The organism is Ruminiclostridium josui JCM 17888, assembly GCF_000526495.1.
GTDB lineage: Bacteria > Bacillota > Clostridia > Acetivibrionales > DSM-1351 > Ruminiclostridium > Ruminiclostridium josui.
On record NZ_JAGE01000002.1, the window covers coordinates 16,721 to 33,461 of the forward strand.

At 33.8% G+C, this 16,741-nt stretch carries 15 protein-coding genes; 11 read left to right on the plus strand and 4 right to left on the minus strand.

Annotated features, from left to right (window positions below):
- Positions 1-18 precede the first annotated feature (18 nt).
- Together K412_RS0116390 and K412_RS0116395 are read left to right on the plus strand one after the other, a co-directional pair.
- Positions 19-2,151: a cell division protein FtsA gene (locus K412_RS0116390; protein WP_024834092.1), complete on the plus strand. Its 2,133-nt coding sequence runs from the start codon at positions 19-21 to the stop codon at positions 2,149-2,151.
- Positions 2,152-2,166: 15 nt separating this feature from the next.
- On the plus strand, positions 2,167-3,843 hold the full coding sequence (locus K412_RS0116395) for a sensor domain-containing diguanylate cyclase (protein ID WP_024834093.1): 1,677 nt from the start codon (positions 2,167-2,169) through the stop codon (positions 3,841-3,843).
- Here K412_RS0116395 and K412_RS0116400 read toward each other — a convergent pair.
- Both K412_RS0116400 and rpmB read right to left on the minus strand, forming a co-directional pair.
- Entirely contained in the window at positions 3,840-4,475 is a 636-nt protein-coding gene (locus K412_RS0116400) for a hypothetical protein (protein ID WP_242835721.1), read from the minus strand. The two genes, K412_RS0116395 and K412_RS0116400, sit on opposite strands and share 4 nt — an antisense overlap.
- Before the next feature lie 368 nt (positions 4,476-4,843).
- Positions 4,844-5,032, minus strand: coding sequence for a 50S ribosomal protein L28 (gene rpmB / locus K412_RS0116405; protein ID WP_004617754.1), 189 nt, complete (start codon positions 5,030-5,032; stop codon positions 4,844-4,846).
- A 245-nt stretch (positions 5,033-5,277) separates the two neighbouring features.
- On the opposite strand from rpmB, the gene recG reads away from it, so the two are divergent.
- The 4 genes from recG to K412_RS0116425 are packed head-to-tail and all read left to right on the plus strand — an operon-like array spanning position 5,278 to position 8,883.
- Complete coding sequence (gene recG, locus K412_RS0116410; RefSeq protein WP_024834095.1) at positions 5,278-7,350, plus strand: ATP-dependent DNA helicase RecG; 2,073 nt, start codon at positions 5,278-5,280, stop codon at positions 7,348-7,350.
- Positions 7,351-7,370: 20 nt separating this feature from the next.
- Positions 7,371-7,925 carry a 16S rRNA (guanine(966)-N(2))-methyltransferase RsmD gene (gene rsmD / locus K412_RS0116415; protein ID WP_024834096.1) on the plus strand — a complete coding sequence of 185 codons (555 nt, stop codon included), beginning with the start codon at positions 7,371-7,373 and terminating at the stop codon, positions 7,923-7,925.
- A gap of 20 nt (positions 7,926-7,945) precedes the next feature.
- A complete protein-coding gene (coaD, locus tag K412_RS0116420; RefSeq protein WP_024834097.1) occupies positions 7,946-8,428 on the plus strand; it encodes a pantetheine-phosphate adenylyltransferase in 483 nt (160 codons plus the stop codon).
- 17 nt (positions 8,429-8,445) lie between these two features.
- Positions 8,446-8,883, plus strand: coding sequence for an ATPase (locus K412_RS0116425; protein ID WP_024834098.1), 438 nt, complete (start codon positions 8,446-8,448; stop codon positions 8,881-8,883).
- On the opposite strand, the gene ylbJ is transcribed toward K412_RS0116425, so the two are convergent.
- Entirely contained in the window at positions 8,875-10,149 is a 1,275-nt protein-coding gene (gene ylbJ / locus K412_RS0116430; RefSeq protein WP_024834099.1) for a sporulation integral membrane protein YlbJ, read from the minus strand. The two genes, K412_RS0116425 and ylbJ, sit on opposite strands and share 9 nt — an antisense overlap.
- A 129-nt stretch (positions 10,150-10,278) precedes the next feature.
- Positions 10,279-11,343, minus strand: coding sequence for a branched-chain amino acid aminotransferase (locus K412_RS0116435; protein WP_024834100.1), 1,065 nt, complete (start codon positions 11,341-11,343; stop codon positions 10,279-10,281).
- Positions 11,344-11,590: 247 nt separating this feature from the next.
- Between K412_RS0116435 and K412_RS0116440 the strand changes: the two genes are divergently transcribed.
- The 5 genes from K412_RS0116440 (at position 11,591) to K412_RS22590 (ending at position 16,584) form a co-directional block, all read left to right on the plus strand.
- Positions 11,591-12,109 carry an ECF transporter S component gene (locus K412_RS0116440; protein WP_024834101.1) on the plus strand — a complete coding sequence of 173 codons (519 nt, stop codon included), beginning with the start codon at positions 11,591-11,593 and terminating at the stop codon, positions 12,107-12,109.
- 245 nt (positions 12,110-12,354) lie between these two features.
- A complete protein-coding gene (gene pdxR, locus K412_RS0116445) occupies positions 12,355-13,875 on the plus strand; it encodes a MocR-like pyridoxine biosynthesis transcription factor PdxR (RefSeq protein ID WP_024834102.1) in 1,521 nt (506 codons plus the stop codon).
- A 27-nt stretch (positions 13,876-13,902) separates the two neighbouring features.
- Positions 13,903-15,093: an aminotransferase-like domain-containing protein gene (locus K412_RS0116450; protein WP_024834103.1), complete on the plus strand. Its 1,191-nt coding sequence runs from the start codon at positions 13,903-13,905 to the stop codon at positions 15,091-15,093.
- 46 nt (positions 15,094-15,139) lie between these two features.
- Entirely contained in the window at positions 15,140-16,291 is a 1,152-nt protein-coding gene (locus K412_RS0116455; protein ID WP_024834104.1) for an aminotransferase class V-fold PLP-dependent enzyme, read from the plus strand.
- Positions 16,292-16,413: 122 nt separating this feature from the next.
- Complete coding sequence (locus K412_RS22590; RefSeq protein WP_173585616.1) at positions 16,414-16,584, plus strand: hypothetical protein; 171 nt, start codon at positions 16,414-16,416, stop codon at positions 16,582-16,584.
- Positions 16,585-16,741 lie beyond the last annotated feature (157 nt).

Genomic DNA, 16,741 nt, shown 5'->3' on the forward strand with positions numbered 1-16,741 from the left:
TATACATGGGGGTAAGGTATGCCTGGTAAACAGAAGATAACAAAAAGTAAAGTAGAAACATTTAATGAAGAAGACTTGATATTTGCTCTTGATATTGGAACAAGAACAGTTATAGGTATAGTAGGGGTATATGAAAAGGAATGTTTCAGGGTTGTTGCGGCTGAGATATGTGAACATAAGAGCCGTGCAATGCTGGATGGTCAAATACATGATATTGAAAAAGTTGCCGAAGTAATAACTCAAGTAAAAGAACGACTGGAGAAGGTACTTGGGCTTACTTTGACAAAAGTAGCCATAGCAGCTGCAGGAAGGGTTCTAAAAACAAGCCAGACAAAACTGGAATATGACATTGAACAGGGACGTGAAATAACGCCGGAAATTGTGGGTAGCTTGGAAGTTGATGCTATCCAGAATGCACAATTTAAACTAGATAATGAAATATCTAATGAAGAAAAAATGACCTTTTATTGTGTAGGGTATAGTGTTGTAAACTACTTTCTCAATGGGTATGTTATTTCGTCACTAGTAGGGCATAAAGGTAAAAAAATCGGTGTGGAAGTACTGGCTACATTCCTGCCGCATGTTGTAGTAGACAGCTTATATACGGTTATGTCAAAGGTTGGACTGGAGGTAATAAGTCTGACACTTGAGCCTATAGCTGCAATAAATGTAACTATTCCAAAAGATTTAAGACTTTTAAATCTTGTACTGGTTGATATTGGTGCCGGAACATCGGATATTGCGCTAACCAGAGATGGCTCTGTTGTGGCATATGGCATGGTTCCAATAGCAGGAGATGAGATAACTGAAAAAATTGCTCAGGAGTTTTTGGTTGATTTTAATACTGCTGAAAAAATAAAAATCTCAATTTCATCTGGCACAGAAAAAATCAAGTATACAGATATATTAGGGAATAAGTATGAAATTACACAGCAAAAGGCTATTGAAATAATAAAACCTGCTGTAGAGTTTTTAGCAAGAAGTATATGCGATAAAATTTTGGAATTTAATCAAAAGGCTCCAAATGCGGTGTTTTTGATAGGAGGAGGCAGTCAGATACCAGGGCTTACCGAAAGGATAGCTGAAGGATTGGGGCTTCCTGATAACCGAGTTGCAGTAAGAGGGAGGGATGTAATTCAAAACATAAAAACCAAGATTAAAAGGCTAACAGGGCCGGAATCCATTACGCCTTTTGGTATAGCTATGATGGCACATATGCAAAAAGGCCAGGACTTTATGACTGTCACTGTAAATGAAAATAAAATAAAGCTGTTCAATTCCAAAAAGCTGAGTGTAGCAGATGCTTTAATATTGGTAGGTTATGATCCTGATAAGCTTATTGGTAGATCAGGTAAACCATTGAAGTTCACACTTAATGGTATAGATATGACTATAAAGGGCGAACTTGGAATGGCAGCTGAAATTTTTGTTAACAATGAGCCGGCAAGTTTGGATACTAAAATAAATAATAATGATTCCATATACATAAAACCTTCATATAATGGTATGGATGCAAAAAAGATAATATCTGATTTTATAAAACATCCAAGGGGACTAACTGTCTATTTAAATGAAGACAGGATAGAACTAACACCGTATTGCTCAATTAATGGGCAGATATGCGGCATGGATGTAGATATAAAAAACGGTGATAATGTTCAAATAGAGGAAATAGTTACACTGAAGGACTTTATAACAAAATTTGAACTTGGTTTTGAAAGCGGTTTGTTGAAGGTAAATGGAGAAACTGTCAGTCCTGAGTATATATTAAAGGGCAACGACAGGATAACTGATTCAGAACTTGAGGAATCAAATACAGTAATTGCTCCTGAACAGATTTTTGAAGAACAAGAGCATTTTGAGAATGATGATGTTGATGTACCAGTAAATCAGTTTAAACAAGATTATACGGAAGATAATATTATTCCTGATACTAATAAAGGTTTTGTTGTTTATGTAAATGGCGAAAGAATTGAATTAAATGAAAACAAGCAGTATATTTTTGTGGATATTTTCAACTATATTGATTTTGACTTGTCAGTACCTAAAGGAAACATTATATTAAAATTAAACGGAAGTCAGGCAAATTTTACCGATACAATTTCTCCGGGGGACAATATAGAAATTTATTGGGAGAATATGCAATTGTAGTTAGAAAGGGAATATATGGACAAAATACAAAAATATGAAAAGGTTATGGTTAACCTTTATTGGGTATTTATTGTATTACTGTTTTCTGCATTGATTTTCAAGCAGGAACTTTATACTGATGCTAATGTTTATTTTAGTAAGGAAATTTATCTCACAGTATTAATAGTGTCAATTCTGGCTTTGAATATTGCTAAATTTATATTTGTAAAAAATATAAACTTATATTCAGATAAAGTATTTGACATTTTTAGGTCAATTGAAGTTTTTTTGGCATCTGTATTCTTATTGCCGTTTTCGGATGGCATAGAGTACCTTTCTCTTGTCTTGCCTTTATTCTTTATAAGCATTCATAAAGGTAAAAAGTTAACCTATATATTATTGAGCTTCAGTGCAATAATCAAGGTAGCTTATGTATTTATATTATATGGTGTACAAGAGTCCTTTGATGCTACAAATTTACTATACTGTCTTTTCAAGATAGTGTGCATATACATACTACTACTTTGTATCTTTAGTATAAGTGCTGAAATTTACTGCGAAAATTTAATAAATGAATATGAAAATCATCGACTGATTGATGAACTGGGTGAAAAGTATGAGCAGCTTGCTTCAGCCAAAGATGAAATAAAAAACCAGTATGAAAAGCTAAAGGAGACAAATTTTAAGCTTGAAGATACAAATAAAAGGCTCACATCTAGTATTGCAGAGTTTTATACCCTTCAACAAGTGAGTGAGGCCATAGGCTCTATTCTAGACATAAATGAGTTACTTAATTTTGTTAATGATGTAATAATAGGTGTAATGGGTGTAAATTATTCTACCATATTATTATTTGATCAAAAGAAAAACAGGCTTAAGGTGCAATTTACAAACATTACCAACAAAGAGGAACTTGCGATTTTAGCCGATAATGTTAATTGTAAGCTTCTCCTTGATATACTGCAAAATGAAAAACCTTTGATAGAAAATATGGTTGACCCTAATAAATACGACTTTATTCAGACAAGACAAATAGGCTCATTTATGTGTGTGCCTTTGAGCTTGAAATCCAGAAAGTTCGGTCTTACTCTCATTGAACACCGAAATAACAACACATTTAATACCGAAAACTTAAGGCTGCTTACTACCATGGGAAAACAGGTAAGTATGGCTATTGAAAATGCCGAGCTTTATGCAAACCTACAAGAAATGGCCACAGTTGACGGACTGACAGGGGTTTACAACCGTGTCTACTTCCATGAAAAATTTGAAACTGAATTTAAGATGGCAGAGGAAAAGGGGTACAGTTTATCTCTAGTAATTCTGGACATTGACTTTTTCAAGATATTTAATGATACATACGGACATCTTTTTGGTGATGTAGTACTAAAAGAAGTAGCACAAACAGTAAAAAATAACCTGCGGGGAACCGATACCATTGCAAGGTTCGGAGGCGAAGAGTTTGTACTTATCTTACCACGGACATCAATACAGAAGGCCTATGAAAAAGTTGAGTTTTTACGGACAAAGATTGCAAGTAATGTAATTAAAGATAATCTTATATCAGCTTCTGTTACCGCAAGTTTTGGAATAGCGTGCTATCCTGAAACATCTCCCAATCAGGTAGGATTAATAAGAGATGCAGATAATGCACTATATAAGGCAAAGGAAAATGGCCGTAACTGTATTATGGTTGCTCAAAAAAATGGCTAATTTACTTTTATGGAGTTTACCATTTTCCAAAACATATCATAGTCTTCATCTGTGTAATTTTTTTCAGGTAAATAAAAACTAATTCTATACATTCTGGAATCTTTTGAGAGAAATACTTCAAGTGTTTTATAATTTTCATTTGAACTTTTTACGGTGTACTCCCAAAAGTACCCTTTCATTTTATTGACTTCAATTTCTTTAGAATTGAAATTGATAAAATCGGAAAGGGAGTTTTCTTTTGATTCTTCAAGAAACTTACTGAGCTCATAAGGAAGATTCCAAACCTGAACAAATCCTGTAAAGAAATTATCGTTTTTGTTTTGAAAATCTACATGATATAATATTTCACTTCCCGGAAAAGCCTGTTGATACAGCTTGAAATTCGAAGGATAGCTAAAATGGAATTTGTCTTCTGGAGACTTATAATCAATAAAACTCTTATATTTACTGTTGTTGGCCTGAATATAAGGAGCAGAAGCAGGGTCACTGGCATATACATTTTTAATTGAGAAATCCAGTGGATAAGAAAATGAGATTTGGCTGTTAACAGCTATTGTATAATAAGAGTTTCCATAAAATGAAATACAGACACAGTAAATAATACCAATAGAGAATAAAATAAATGCTATCATCAATATAAGTTTTTTCCTTTGACTGGTATGAAAAAGAGATAACATTCGAACCACTTCCTTTGAAAAAAATAGCTTATCCATATATATCTATTCACTATAATAGAGATTTAGACAACTTTTTTAAGTTAAGAATTTGTAATTTTATCACGAAAGTACTTTTTGTGGAATATGATAGATAGTAAGAGCTATTCAGGGGGAGTGTAACTATGAAGATAGTAGTCTTAAAAATGCCTAAGTTCTTTGGAAACATATTAAAGAAGGTATTTAAGATAGGCTGATACCTACTGATGAGAAATTATTAAAAATATAAAAAAATAAAAAAGCGTCTTATAACGCTTTTTTATTTTTAGAAATTTAACGTAATCAAATTATATAGCTCTGGTAACTTTGTTTGAACGAAGACACCTTGTGCATATGTTAATTGACTTTGGTGTGCCATTATCAATTATCTTTATTTTTCTTACATTAGGTTTCCATGTACGGCTAGTAGCATTTAATGCATGGCTTCTGTTGTTACCAAAAGTAGTTGCTTTACTGCATACTTCACACTTTGCCATATATTACACCTCCTTTAATTGTTGGAGAATTTTATTTTCTCAATATTTCGGCATCAAGCAATAACTATTTTAACACACAAAAGCCATATACTGCAAGTCTTTTTAGTTTAAAAGTCATAGCATTTATAGCTCAGTAAGACAGGACCATGAGCTCTTTTTATATGTCGAATAATATGGTACAATTTAATTTACATAGCTTGAGACTTAATGGGGATATTGTTAGTGCATTTACCAAAGAGGTTGTAATGAAGAAAATAACAATTAACGATTTGAAGCAAAAGTCAATCAGATATATAAAGGGTGTTGGTGAATCAAGGGAATCACTATTTAAAAAGTTGGATATTCACAATTTTTTTGATCTCTTAACCTATTACCCGAGAGATTATGAAGACAGGAGTAGTATAAAGAATATAGCTGATCTTCAGAATAGCGTTCCGTGTTCCTTTGAGGGAACCATAGTATCAAATGTAAGCTCAACAAGACCCAGAAGAGGTATGACTATATCAAGAGTATCAATAGAGGACAGTACCGGAAAGATTACAGCAATTTGGTTTAATCAGCCATATGTAAAAAAATCATTGATACTTGGAGAAAACTATATATTTTTTGGAAAAGCAGAAAGAAAATTTAATAAACTTCAAATAGTAAATCCGGTTTTTGAAAAAACTGGCTCCAGGGACATGAAGAAAAGCCTGAAAATACTACCTGTTTATTCATCTACAAAGGATTTAAGACAGAATATTATCAGGTCAGTAATATATGAGGCATTAAAAGTAATAGATGACATTGAGCTAGAAGACATGATACCTTTACCTGTCAGAGAAAAGTACAATCTCGCCGACAAAACCTATTCAATAAAGCAAATACACTTTCCGGCTTCTCAGCAGGATATAGAACGGGCAAGGTTCAGACTGGCTTTTGAAGAATTGTTTATGCTGCAGTTGGGGCTTTTATCCTACAAGAGCCTTGCAACTGATACAAGAGCGGGTATAAAATATACTCACGTAGACGAAATGGAAAGATTTATTGAATCCCTTCCATTTGAACTTACAAATGCACAGAAAAAGGTTTTTGCAGAAGTCGAAAAGGATATGGAAAGCTCTCATGTAATGAATAGACTTGTACAGGGGGATGTAGGATCCGGAAAGACAATGATTGCAGTATTAGCGTTGTTCAAAGCAGTTAAGTGTGGCTATCAGGGTGCTTTAATGGTACCAACTGAAATATTGGCAGAACAGCATTTTAAATCTATGAAGAGTTTGTTTGACAGATTTGGTATAACAGTTGAATTACTGTCCAGCAGTTTGACAAAAAAGCAGAAGCAGTTGATAGTAGAAGATTTAAAGGAAGGAAAAACAGACGTTGTCATTGGCACTCATGCACTTATAGAGGATTATGTAGAATTTAAACGTCTGGGACTTGTCATTACTGACGAACAGCATAGATTCGGAGTTCGCCAAAGAACAATACTAACAGAGAAAGGCCAGAATCCTGATGTTTTGGTTATGACTGCAACTCCAATTCCTAGAACTTTGGCATTGATTTTATATGGGGATTTGGATATATCAATAATTGATGAACTTCCTCCAGGAAGAAAACCAATTAAAACATACTCAGTAAATGAAGCTATGAGGGAGAGGATTAATAAGTTTGTAAGGGAAAAAGTAAAAGAAGGCAGGCAGGTATATATAGTTTGCCCCCTTGTAGAAGAATCTGAGGAGATTGAGGCAAAATCAGCAGTAGTTACTGCTGAGGATATAAGTAAAAGTGTATTTTCTGACTTAAATGTAGGGATTATTCATGGGAAAATGAAATCTTCTGAAAAAGAAGATATAATGAAGAGATTTGTTTCAGGTGAAATTAGTATTCTTGTGTCCACTACTATAATAGAGGTTGGTGTAAATGTACCTAATGCTACAATCATGATAATTGAAAATGCTGAAAGGTTTGGTTTGGCACAATTGCATCAGCTGAGGGGGAGAGTCGGCAGAGGAGATGAGCAATCTTTCTGTATTTTGTTTAACCAGTCAAAATCAAAGGTTTCAAAAGAAAGAATGAATATAATGACGCGCTCAAATGACGGCTTTGTAATCTCAGAAAAAGATTTAGAAATAAGAGGTCCAGGTGAGTTTTTCGGTACCAGACAGCACGGACTTCCAGAATTAAAAATAGCCAATCTATATAAGGACATGGGGATTTTAAAGCTGGCTCAGGACAGTGCAATGGAGATTATTCAGGCTGACCCAGGACTTATGAAACAGAAGGATTTGAAAAAATACCTTGCTGAGTATTTTGGGGACAAGGTTACATTATCATAATAGAGGTTAGGTGTATTAACGTGTTAAGAGTAATTTCAGGAAGTGCAAAAGGGCTAAAGTTACTTACTTTGGAAGGTATGAATACAAGGCCCACTACAGACAGGGTAAAAGAAAATTTATTTAATATAATAGCACCGTATATATATGGTTCAAATGTACTTGATTTGTTTGCTGGAACCGGAAGTCTAGGAATTGAAGCATTGAGCAGAGGTGCAAACAGTGCGGTGTTTTGTGACCAAAACAAACAAAGCATAGATATTATAAATAGAAATCTACAGCATACAAAATTAATGGATAAATCGGAGGTTTTTTTAGGAGAAGCACAATTAATACTGAAAAAACTCTCCCAACTAAGTAAAAAGTTTGATATAATTTTTTTAGATCCTCCATATAAAAAGGAAATTGTACCTGGAATATTGCAAGATCTTGAAAAATATGGAGTGTTGGATGAAAAGGTTTTAATATCTGTAGAAACAGATATAGAAGATCAGCTGCCTCAGGAAATAGGCACACTTTTGGTATCAAGACAACAGATTTACGGAAAAGCAAAATTAACTTTTTACAAAAGAAAATAAATTTCAAGGAAGATAAGATAATGAACACATTTATATATCCCGGAAGTTTTGATCCTGTTACAAACGGTCATTTAGATATAATTGAGAGAGCAGCAAAAATTTGTGATAAACTTATTGTTGCAGTATTAATAAACCATAGTAAAAATCCTCTCTTTTCTATCGAAGAACGGGTTAACTTATTAAAAAAGGTAGTTAAGGATAGTGCTAATATTGAAATTGAATGTTTTTCAGGATTACTGGTTGACTTTGTAAAGGAAAAGAACGCTAATGTTATAATTAAAGGTCTGCGGGCTGTATCAGATTTTGAGTATGAGCTGCAGATGGCATTGTTGAACAAAAATCAGGCGCCTGACATTGAAACACTCTTTATGATGTCAAGTATAAACTATTCTTTTCTAAGTTCAAGTATGGTAAAAGAGCTTGCCAGACATGGAGGAGATATAAGTGGACTGGTTCCTGAATGTATAGAAAAAGACATTATTGATAAATTTAAACTCAAATAACCCGGGGAGGTTTCGATATGGAAATATTAACTATACTGGAAACATTGGAGGAACTTGTTGAGAAAAGTCCAAGTGTACCTTTTTCAGGAAAATGTCTTCTGGATAGGGAAGAAATACTCGAAATAATTAAAGAGATGAGGCTCAAGCTGCCAGACGATATAAAGCAGGCGAAATGGGTTAAGGAAGAACGCCAGAGGATTTTGCTGGAAGCACAGAGGGAAGCAAACAATATAATGAAGGATGCTGAAAATAAAATTGCATCTCTTGTTGACGAGCATGAAATAACCAAAAAAGCATATGAACAGTCCAATGAAATTATTGCTGCTGCACAGAAAAATGCAAGAGAAGTGCGGTTAGGTGCCAGAGAGTATGCCGACAGTGTTTTGAATAAAGTCGAAGATATACTGTCAGAAGCTGCTGAGGTTATCAGAAACAACAGGGAAGAATTAAAATAAGTTTTTCCTTGACACCAAAGTAGTTGTACATATATAAATAACAGAAATCAACAGCATTATTACTGATATTGTCAAGACAGAATGAAGAGATGACTGTAATATGCTTTTCCAGTTGTCGGTAAATACATTTTCTGAATTAGCAAATACAGAAGATGATTTATGAATAAAGCTGCTGAATAAATTATAGCCTATAAAGGTATATATACATGAAATTATTCCTTGAAGGGCTTTGCCTAGTATATACGGCTTTGGGCTTATATCGGAGCCGTTTATTACACTTAAAACCTGAGCATGTACCGAAAGACCTGCCCAACCTATAATCAGGCTTACGGTACATAGTTTAACAATCAAGTCTGCATTTGCTAAGTTAATAAGGTTTGAACCGGTGGTTATTTCAAAGAAACCACAAAAAATCCCTTCTATTATTTGCTTCCCCAGACCCAATTTATCAAGTAAAGCCGAAGCATTACTGCATATACATCCGCTAATTCCGCTTGAAATCAGTACATTTATAAAAACTGAAAAAAATATAATGAATCCACCTATAGCTAATATAGTTGATATAGAGTTTTTTACACATTCACCAAATAGAGTGTATGGATTTATATCGGAGTTCTTCAGCTTTTTAAACTCAATTCTAATTTTTTGAGACATCTTTAAATAAGGTTTTTTAGGACTTTTTTCATAATTTTTATAGTATCTGAAAATAAACCCTACTGTAAGGCAAGCAGCAACATGACTAATATATAGAAGATAACCTACTGCTGGCATATTGAACATTCCTACAGCTACAGCTCCCATAATAAATAGGGGACCCGAATTATTTGTAAAGGTAAGAAGCCTCTCGGCCTCAGTTTTAGATATAAGGTTCTGACGTTTTAAATCACTTGTAATAGAAGCGCCTATTGGATACCCGCTTACAATACCCATAGCAAGTGCGAAAGAACCGCACCCGGGTATATTGAAAAGCGGCCTCATTATAGGCTCCATTATTATACCTGCAAATCCGATAAATCCTGAGCGGTTTAGTAATTGGGAAGCAACGAAAAATGGGAAAAGAGATGGAAAAACAACCTCCAACCATAGATGGATACCTTTTGAAGCAGAAGAAACAGAAGTCTTTGGAAAAACTATCAAAGCTACAATAAATAATACAGCACAAATAGGCAAAAAACTCTTTTTGATATATTGGAATATTTTACTTTTATTACAAAAATAAAAAGTAAGTGCAAAAGCAATAAATGATGAAAATAAAAAATAATTCATTTCTGACTGATACCGTACTTTTTAGAATGTCCTTTTCTAATATATACCTGTACCATTTATATTATAACTTCAAAATAAAAAGCCGCTGTTTTCATGAATGGAAAACAACAGCTTTTTTATCAAAATTAATTATTTTACTATCTGTGTCCAGCCAAAAGTATCTTCAAGTTCACCACTTTGAATTCCAGTGATTGTATCATATACCTGTTGAGCTACAGGTCCTATTTTTCCATCATTTACAGTTATAACATTTCCGTTCCAGTTAAATTCACCTATAGGTGAAATAACAGCCGCAGTACCGGTACCAAATGCCTCATCTAATTTTCCTGCTGCGTGTGCATCATATAGTTCCTGAATTGATATTCTGCTTTCAGTAACTTTTATACCGGATTTTTTCAGCAATTCAATAGTTGACATTCTAGTAATACCTGGAAGAATTGAGCCTTCAAGGGATGGAGTGATAACTTCTCCGTCTATTTTGAAGAATACATTCATTGTTCCTACTTCTTCTATATACTTCTTCTCAATACCATCCAGCCAAAGAACCTGAGTATATCCGGAATGTTTAGCTTCAACCTGTGCTTTGAGACTTGATGCATAGTTGGCAACTGTTTTTGCAAAACCCAGTCCACCTTTTACGGCACGTACATAATTGCTTTCAACATATATTTTTACAGGATTCATTCCTTCCTTATAATAAGCTCCAACAGGTGAAAGAATGATTATGAATTTGTACGTATCAGAAGGTCTTACACCTAAGAATGGATCTGTTGCAATTATAAACGGACGTATGTACAAAGATGTACCTGGTGCATCCGGAATCCAGTCTGAATCAACATTAACCAGTTCTTTAATAGCTTGTACACCAAAGTCCTCATCGATTCTAGGTATTACCAGACGTTCGTTTGAAATGTTAACTCTTGCCATATTTTTATCGGGTCTGAAAAGAAGTATATGGCCGTTTTTGGCTTTGTATGCTTTTAAACCTTCAAATATAGCTTGACCATAATGAAGAACCATTGACGCAGGATCCATTTCCAAAGGAGCATATGGAACTATTCTTGGGTCATGCCAACCTTTTCCTTCAGTATAATCCATAATGAACATATGATCTGTAAAATATGTTCCAAATCCCAAATTGTTCTGATCAGGTTTCTTTTTGGGATTTGTAGTTTTGGTAATAGAAATATTCATTTTCGTATTACTCCCTTCTCTATGATTTAAAATTTGATAATTTGTAAGAAAATATCAATCAAATTATGCGGAAATTCTAGATTTATTATGCTACTTTTAAATTGAAAAGTCCATAGAAAATGGGAATTTAGTTAATCACATTGCTAAAATACTGTTAATTAGCAGAATTTTATGGTATATTTATACAATAATTCAATATATTATTCATTCCTTTATATCTTTATATAATTATAAAAGGGGGACATATATGAAAAATGATAAGATTGGAATGATTACAAGAACTGCGGTTCTTCTTGCTGTTGTAGTAGCGGTGCAGATGGCCGGGAGAAGCCTTCCTTACAGCAATTTTATAGTCGGCCCGCTAGTAAACATGAGTATTCTGGTAGCTGCAATGACAGCGGGAATTGGAGGTGGGGTAGCAATTGCTATATTATCTCCGTTTACATCACTTGTTAATAACCACGCTCCACTAGCAACAGCATTACTTTTGTATGCTCCGGCAATATCAGTAGCAAACCTTATACTGGTAATTGTATTTTACTTTTTGTATAGCAAAAACAAATATGCAGGTATAGTTTTAGGCTCTATTTTAAAGTTTGGATTTTTGTATGGTTCAATTAACTTGTTCCTGAATATATTCCAATTTCCAAAGTTTGCTCAAAAACTTTTAGCTATGTTCAGTTGGCCACAACTTGTGACTGCATTGATAGGAGGAATCATTGCAATACCTGTAATTACCAGAATAAGTAAGACTATAGGTAAATAGAAATCAAATAATTGGGCTGTATCTTGAAGAAAAACCACTTCAAGGATACAGCTTTTTTATTTATTACTTTAAATTGGATGGTGGAAAAATATTCAAATTGGATGTTTTTCTCCCATTAATTATGACTTATAATGAAATTGGATGATACCAATTTACCAACTTACTAATGATAACTACAATTCTTGAATTGATTATTTCCAGTTATTTACATAAAATACGTTAATAGTTTTAGGAGGAAGTATAAAATGGATATTCAAATAAACAGAGAATCAAAGACTCCTATATACTTGCAGATAAAAAAACAGATTGAGCATCAGATTGCTGTTGGTAAGCTGCCTGCAAATTTTATTTTACCAGCTGAAAGGACACTAAGCATGAAACTTGGTGTAAACAGAAGTACAGTAGTTAAAGCGTATATGGAGCTTAAAGCTGACGGGTTGGTCGAGTCAAAAATAGGCAGTGGAACTGTGGTTCTTGCTCCACTGACAAAAGATATTGTTCAGGAGAAAATGTACATACCCCCATTGAGGTGGGGACAGTTTGAAAGCAAGAGAGCTGCAAGAGCAGGAGAGCAGACAATCAATAATATATTGTCAGTATTTGAGAAAGAAAGAATTATCTCCTTTGCATCGGGTATTTCTTCAGAAGACGCCTATGATATTAATCATATGAAAAAACTGAACATTCAGTTAATAGAAAAATACAGAGAAAAGCTTTTTATGCCTACTCCAGTTGATGGAAGCAATGATTTGAAAACGACAATCAAGGCATACATAAAGGAAAAAGGTATTAATGCCGGGACAAAGCAAATAATGGTTACATCAGGCTCGCAGCAGTCAATTGAGTTTTTTGCGCGGACAATTATAGATTCAGGTGACGTAATTCTTGTGGAGGAACCTACGTATATAGGTGCCTTACAAGCATTTGAAAGTTATGATGCAAAAATTATAGGAATACCAATGGATGATGAGGGAATAAGACTGGATATTCTGGAATCCTGTCTTATAAAGTACAGACCTAAATTTATTTACACACAGCCTAATTTTCATAATCCAACGGGAATATCCATGAGTCTTGAAAGGAGAAAAGGACTTCTGAAGCTAGCATATTATTATAATTTACCCATTCTTGAGGATGATCCTTATGGTGAATTATACTACAGTGACAATCCATTACCTTCTTTGAAAAGCATGGACAATAACGGTTATGTAATTTACCTCAGCTCATTTTCAAAAAACATTTCATTTAGTTTAAGAGTAGGTTTTGTTGTGGCAAGCGAGAATATTATTGCTAAATTTATACAATTTAAACAAATTACAGATATTCAAACAAGTACGCATTCCCAATTTTTTATTAATGAATTTTTAAATGGTGGATATATGGGGCCTCATTTAGATTATTTGAGAAAAATATATAAGAAGAAAAGAGATTTGATGTTAAATGAACTAAACAAAGGTAATTTGGAAGGTATTACAATAACAGTCCCGGATGGAGGATATTTTATATGGCTTAGGCTTCCTGATTATATACGCATGAATGAACTTGTCAAAGCATTGGCTGATAAAGGGGTTGTGGTGATGCTGGGGGATATATTCTATCCGGGTTATAGTATTGATGGTAACTATATAAGACTTAACTTTTCCTATCCTAGCGAAAAGGACATTAAAGAGGGCATTTCTATTTTAAATAATTGTATTAAGCAGTATTCGGCAGGTAGTTTTAAAAAGAAATATGAATTTGAAGCGGAAGTTAATCCGTTTTTATAAAATTTTTGCTATAGAGGAGGGGATACAATGCTAAATGATACATTTGCAAGAAGAGTTCGTACTCTTAAGTCATCCGAAGTAAGAGAGCTTCTAAAATTGACAGATTCCCAGGATATAATATCCTTTGGGGGCGGTCTTCCTGCTGAGGAAACCTTTCCTGTTGAAGAAATGAAAATACTTTGCCATGAGGTATTATCAGAAAATGGAGCTAAAACAATGCAATATGGGGTATCCGAAGGATATAATGAACTACATAAAATTATTGCAGAGCTTATGGGCGAAAAAGGGATTAGTGTCGAAGTTGATGATATTCTGATAACATCAGGCTCACAGCAGGGGTTAGACCTTACAGCTAAGGTTTTTCTGGATGAGGGAGATATTGTTCTATGCGAGAGTCCTACTTATCTTTCTGCTATTAATGCTTTTAACCCCTTTTATCCTAGATATGTGGAAATTGAAATGGATGAAGAAGGTTTAATCATTGAGGACTTAAAGAAGAAGTTAGATGAAAATAAAAATATAAAATTCTTGTATACTGTACCTGACTACCAAAATCCTACAGGAAGAAGAATGAGTATGGAGCGTCGCAGAGCTCTTATTGATGTTGCCAATATGTATGACTTAATTATAATTGAGGACAATCCATATAGTGAACTTTGCTTTGATGGAAATAACTATCCTCCTCTGAAAAGCTTTGATACTGAAGGAAGAGTAGTATACCTGAGCACTTTTTCTAAAACAGTTTGTCCCGGTTTCAGAGTTGGTTGGGTAAGTGCATCCAAAGAAATATTAAAAAAATATATTCTTCTAAAGCAGGGGACGGACCTGCATACCAATTTTTTTACTCAAATGCTTATTGCTCGTTATATAGAAAAATATGATATTAAAGCTCATATTAAAGATAATATTCTAATTTATAAAAAGCGAAAAGATACAATGCTAGATTCAATAAAGAAATATTTTCCAGATGAAATATCCTATACTAACCCTCAGGGTGGGATGTTTTTGTGGGTTACTTTACCACAAAGAATGTCAAGTAGAGAGCTTTTAATTAAATCAATGAAAAGGGGAGTGGCATTCGTACAAGGGAGTGCTTTTTATCCGGGAGGAGGACACGAAAATACAATGAGACTTAACTTTTCTGGACTTTCAGAGGACAAAATAATTAAGGGCGTTAAAATATTGGGAGAACTTCTTACAGAGGAACTAAAAAAATAATAGTTTCATACCATATAGTAAACCACCAAAATTGTTGAGGTATATTATGATTTATCTAGATAACGCTGCTACTTCCTATCCAAAACCTGAATCTGTATATATTGAAATGGATAAATGTCTGAGAACCTACTGCGCAAATCCAGGTAGAGGTAGTCATGCAATGTCTGTTGCCAGTGCTGTAGCTGTGACTACAACACGTGAACGTATTGCAAAGTTGCTAAAAATAGAGGATAGCCTGAATATAAGTTTTACAAAAAATGCAACAGAGGCTTTGAATATAGCAATCTGTGGAAGCCTTTCACCTGGAGATCATGTTATTACCACCTGTATGGAGCATAATTCAGTAGTAAGGCCACTAAAGACACTTGAAAAATACAATGGAGTAAAACTTTCCATTGTGAGCGCTGACAGTTTTGGACGTGTTGATCCTCAAGATATAAGAAAAAGTATAAATAAAAGAACGAAATTAATTGTATGTACACTTTCCTCAAATGTTAATGGTATTATTATGCCTGTAGAAGAGATTGGGAAAATAGCACAGAATAACGGAATAATGTATCTGATAGATGCATCGCAGGGATTGGGTAGTGTAGAACTTGATGTAAACCGGGTTCATGCTGATATGGTTGCATTTCCTGGACATAAAGGACTTCTTGGCCCTCAGGGTACAGGCGGATTATATGTATCACCTCAAATAAAGCTTAGGCCACTAATGAGAGGTGGTACCGGAAGTAGGTCTGAATTGCTGTACCAACCTGAAATAATGCCAGACAAACTTGAGAGCGGAACTCTTAATACACCTGGTATAGCAGGACTTGGGGCAGGATTAGAGTTTATTCTAAAAAATGGTATTGATAAAATTCGTAAAAAAAAGGATGAACTGACTGTCAGACTTTTTGATGGAATAAGCCGTATTAATAATATAAAGATGTTTAGCCCTGAAAATATGGAAGAAAACAGTGGAATAGTGGCTTTTAACATTAATGGAGTGGATTCTACAGAAGTATGCTATCAGCTTGACAAGCAGTACAAAATAGAATGCAGGGCGGGACTACATTGTGCTCCGTTGGCACATTCACATTTTAAAACAATAAAATCCGGAATTGTGAGATTAAGTGTAGGTTGTTTTAATACAAATGATGAAGTTGACTTTGCAATACAATCAATTAATTTGATAGCTAAAGGGTACAAAAATTAATGTAATTGATTCAAATATTAAAAAAATTAATAATTGAATCAAAATAATTAATTTTTTTTATAGACAAGAGAATACATATAGTGTATAATTTACCTATAATAAAAACGGAGGGATAGAAGTATATGGACGACAAAACTAAAAGAATAATAACTATAATAGTAGCCATATTTTTACTGATAACGGTAATTAGCATAGTAGGGTTTATCCTTAAAAAATTAATACCATTAGCAATCCTTGTTATTGCTGGATATATAGTTTACAGATTATTTACTAAAAAGGGTAAACTTTATTAACCTTGTGTATTTTAAACAGAATACTCCCAAACTGTAGCCTTGTTTTATAAGAGGCTATTTTTTTGCTTTAAAATGCCGATATATTATATGGGATATTATGGATAGGTAGGTTTAAAATGATACATAAGGTTTTGAGAGTTTATCCCGTTACTAATGT

What these genes read in the sequence shown, in the direction of transcription:
- pdxR (WP_024834102.1), top strand. Translation starts at nt 12,355, where the DNA reads ATGGATATTCAAATAAACAGAGAATCAAAGACTCCTATATACTTGCAG.
- K412_RS0116435 (WP_024834100.1), bottom strand. Translation starts at nt 11,343, where the DNA reads ATGAATATTTCTATTACCAAAACTACAAATCCCAAAAAGAAACCTGAT.
- K412_RS0116425 (WP_024834098.1), top strand. Translation starts at nt 8,446, where the DNA reads ATGGAAATATTAACTATACTGGAAACATTGGAGGAACTTGTTGAGAAA.
- K412_RS0116455 (WP_024834104.1), top strand. Translation starts at nt 15,140, where the DNA reads ATGATTTATCTAGATAACGCTGCTACTTCCTATCCAAAACCTGAATCT.
- K412_RS0116400 (WP_242835721.1), bottom strand. Translation starts at nt 4,475, where the DNA reads ATGATAGCATTTATTTTATTCTCTATTGGTATTATTTACTGTGTCTGT.
- rpmB (WP_004617754.1), bottom strand. Translation starts at nt 5,032, where the DNA reads ATGGCAAAGTGTGAAGTATGCAGTAAAGCAACTACTTTTGGTAACAAC.
- K412_RS0116390 (WP_024834092.1), top strand. Translation starts at nt 19, where the DNA reads ATGCCTGGTAAACAGAAGATAACAAAAAGTAAAGTAGAAACATTTAAT.
- K412_RS22590 (WP_173585616.1), top strand. Translation starts at nt 16,414, where the DNA reads ATGGACGACAAAACTAAAAGAATAATAACTATAATAGTAGCCATATTT.
- coaD (WP_024834097.1), top strand. Translation starts at nt 7,946, where the DNA reads ATGAACACATTTATATATCCCGGAAGTTTTGATCCTGTTACAAACGGT.
- K412_RS0116440 (WP_024834101.1), top strand. Translation starts at nt 11,591, where the DNA reads ATGAAAAATGATAAGATTGGAATGATTACAAGAACTGCGGTTCTTCTT.
- K412_RS0116450 (WP_024834103.1), top strand. Translation starts at nt 13,903, where the DNA reads ATGCTAAATGATACATTTGCAAGAAGAGTTCGTACTCTTAAGTCATCC.
- recG (WP_024834095.1), top strand. Translation starts at nt 5,278, where the DNA reads ATGAAGAAAATAACAATTAACGATTTGAAGCAAAAGTCAATCAGATAT.
- ylbJ (WP_024834099.1), bottom strand. Translation starts at nt 10,149, where the DNA reads ATGAATTATTTTTTATTTTCATCATTTATTGCTTTTGCACTTACTTTT.
- K412_RS0116395 (WP_024834093.1), top strand. Translation starts at nt 2,167, where the DNA reads ATGGACAAAATACAAAAATATGAAAAGGTTATGGTTAACCTTTATTGG.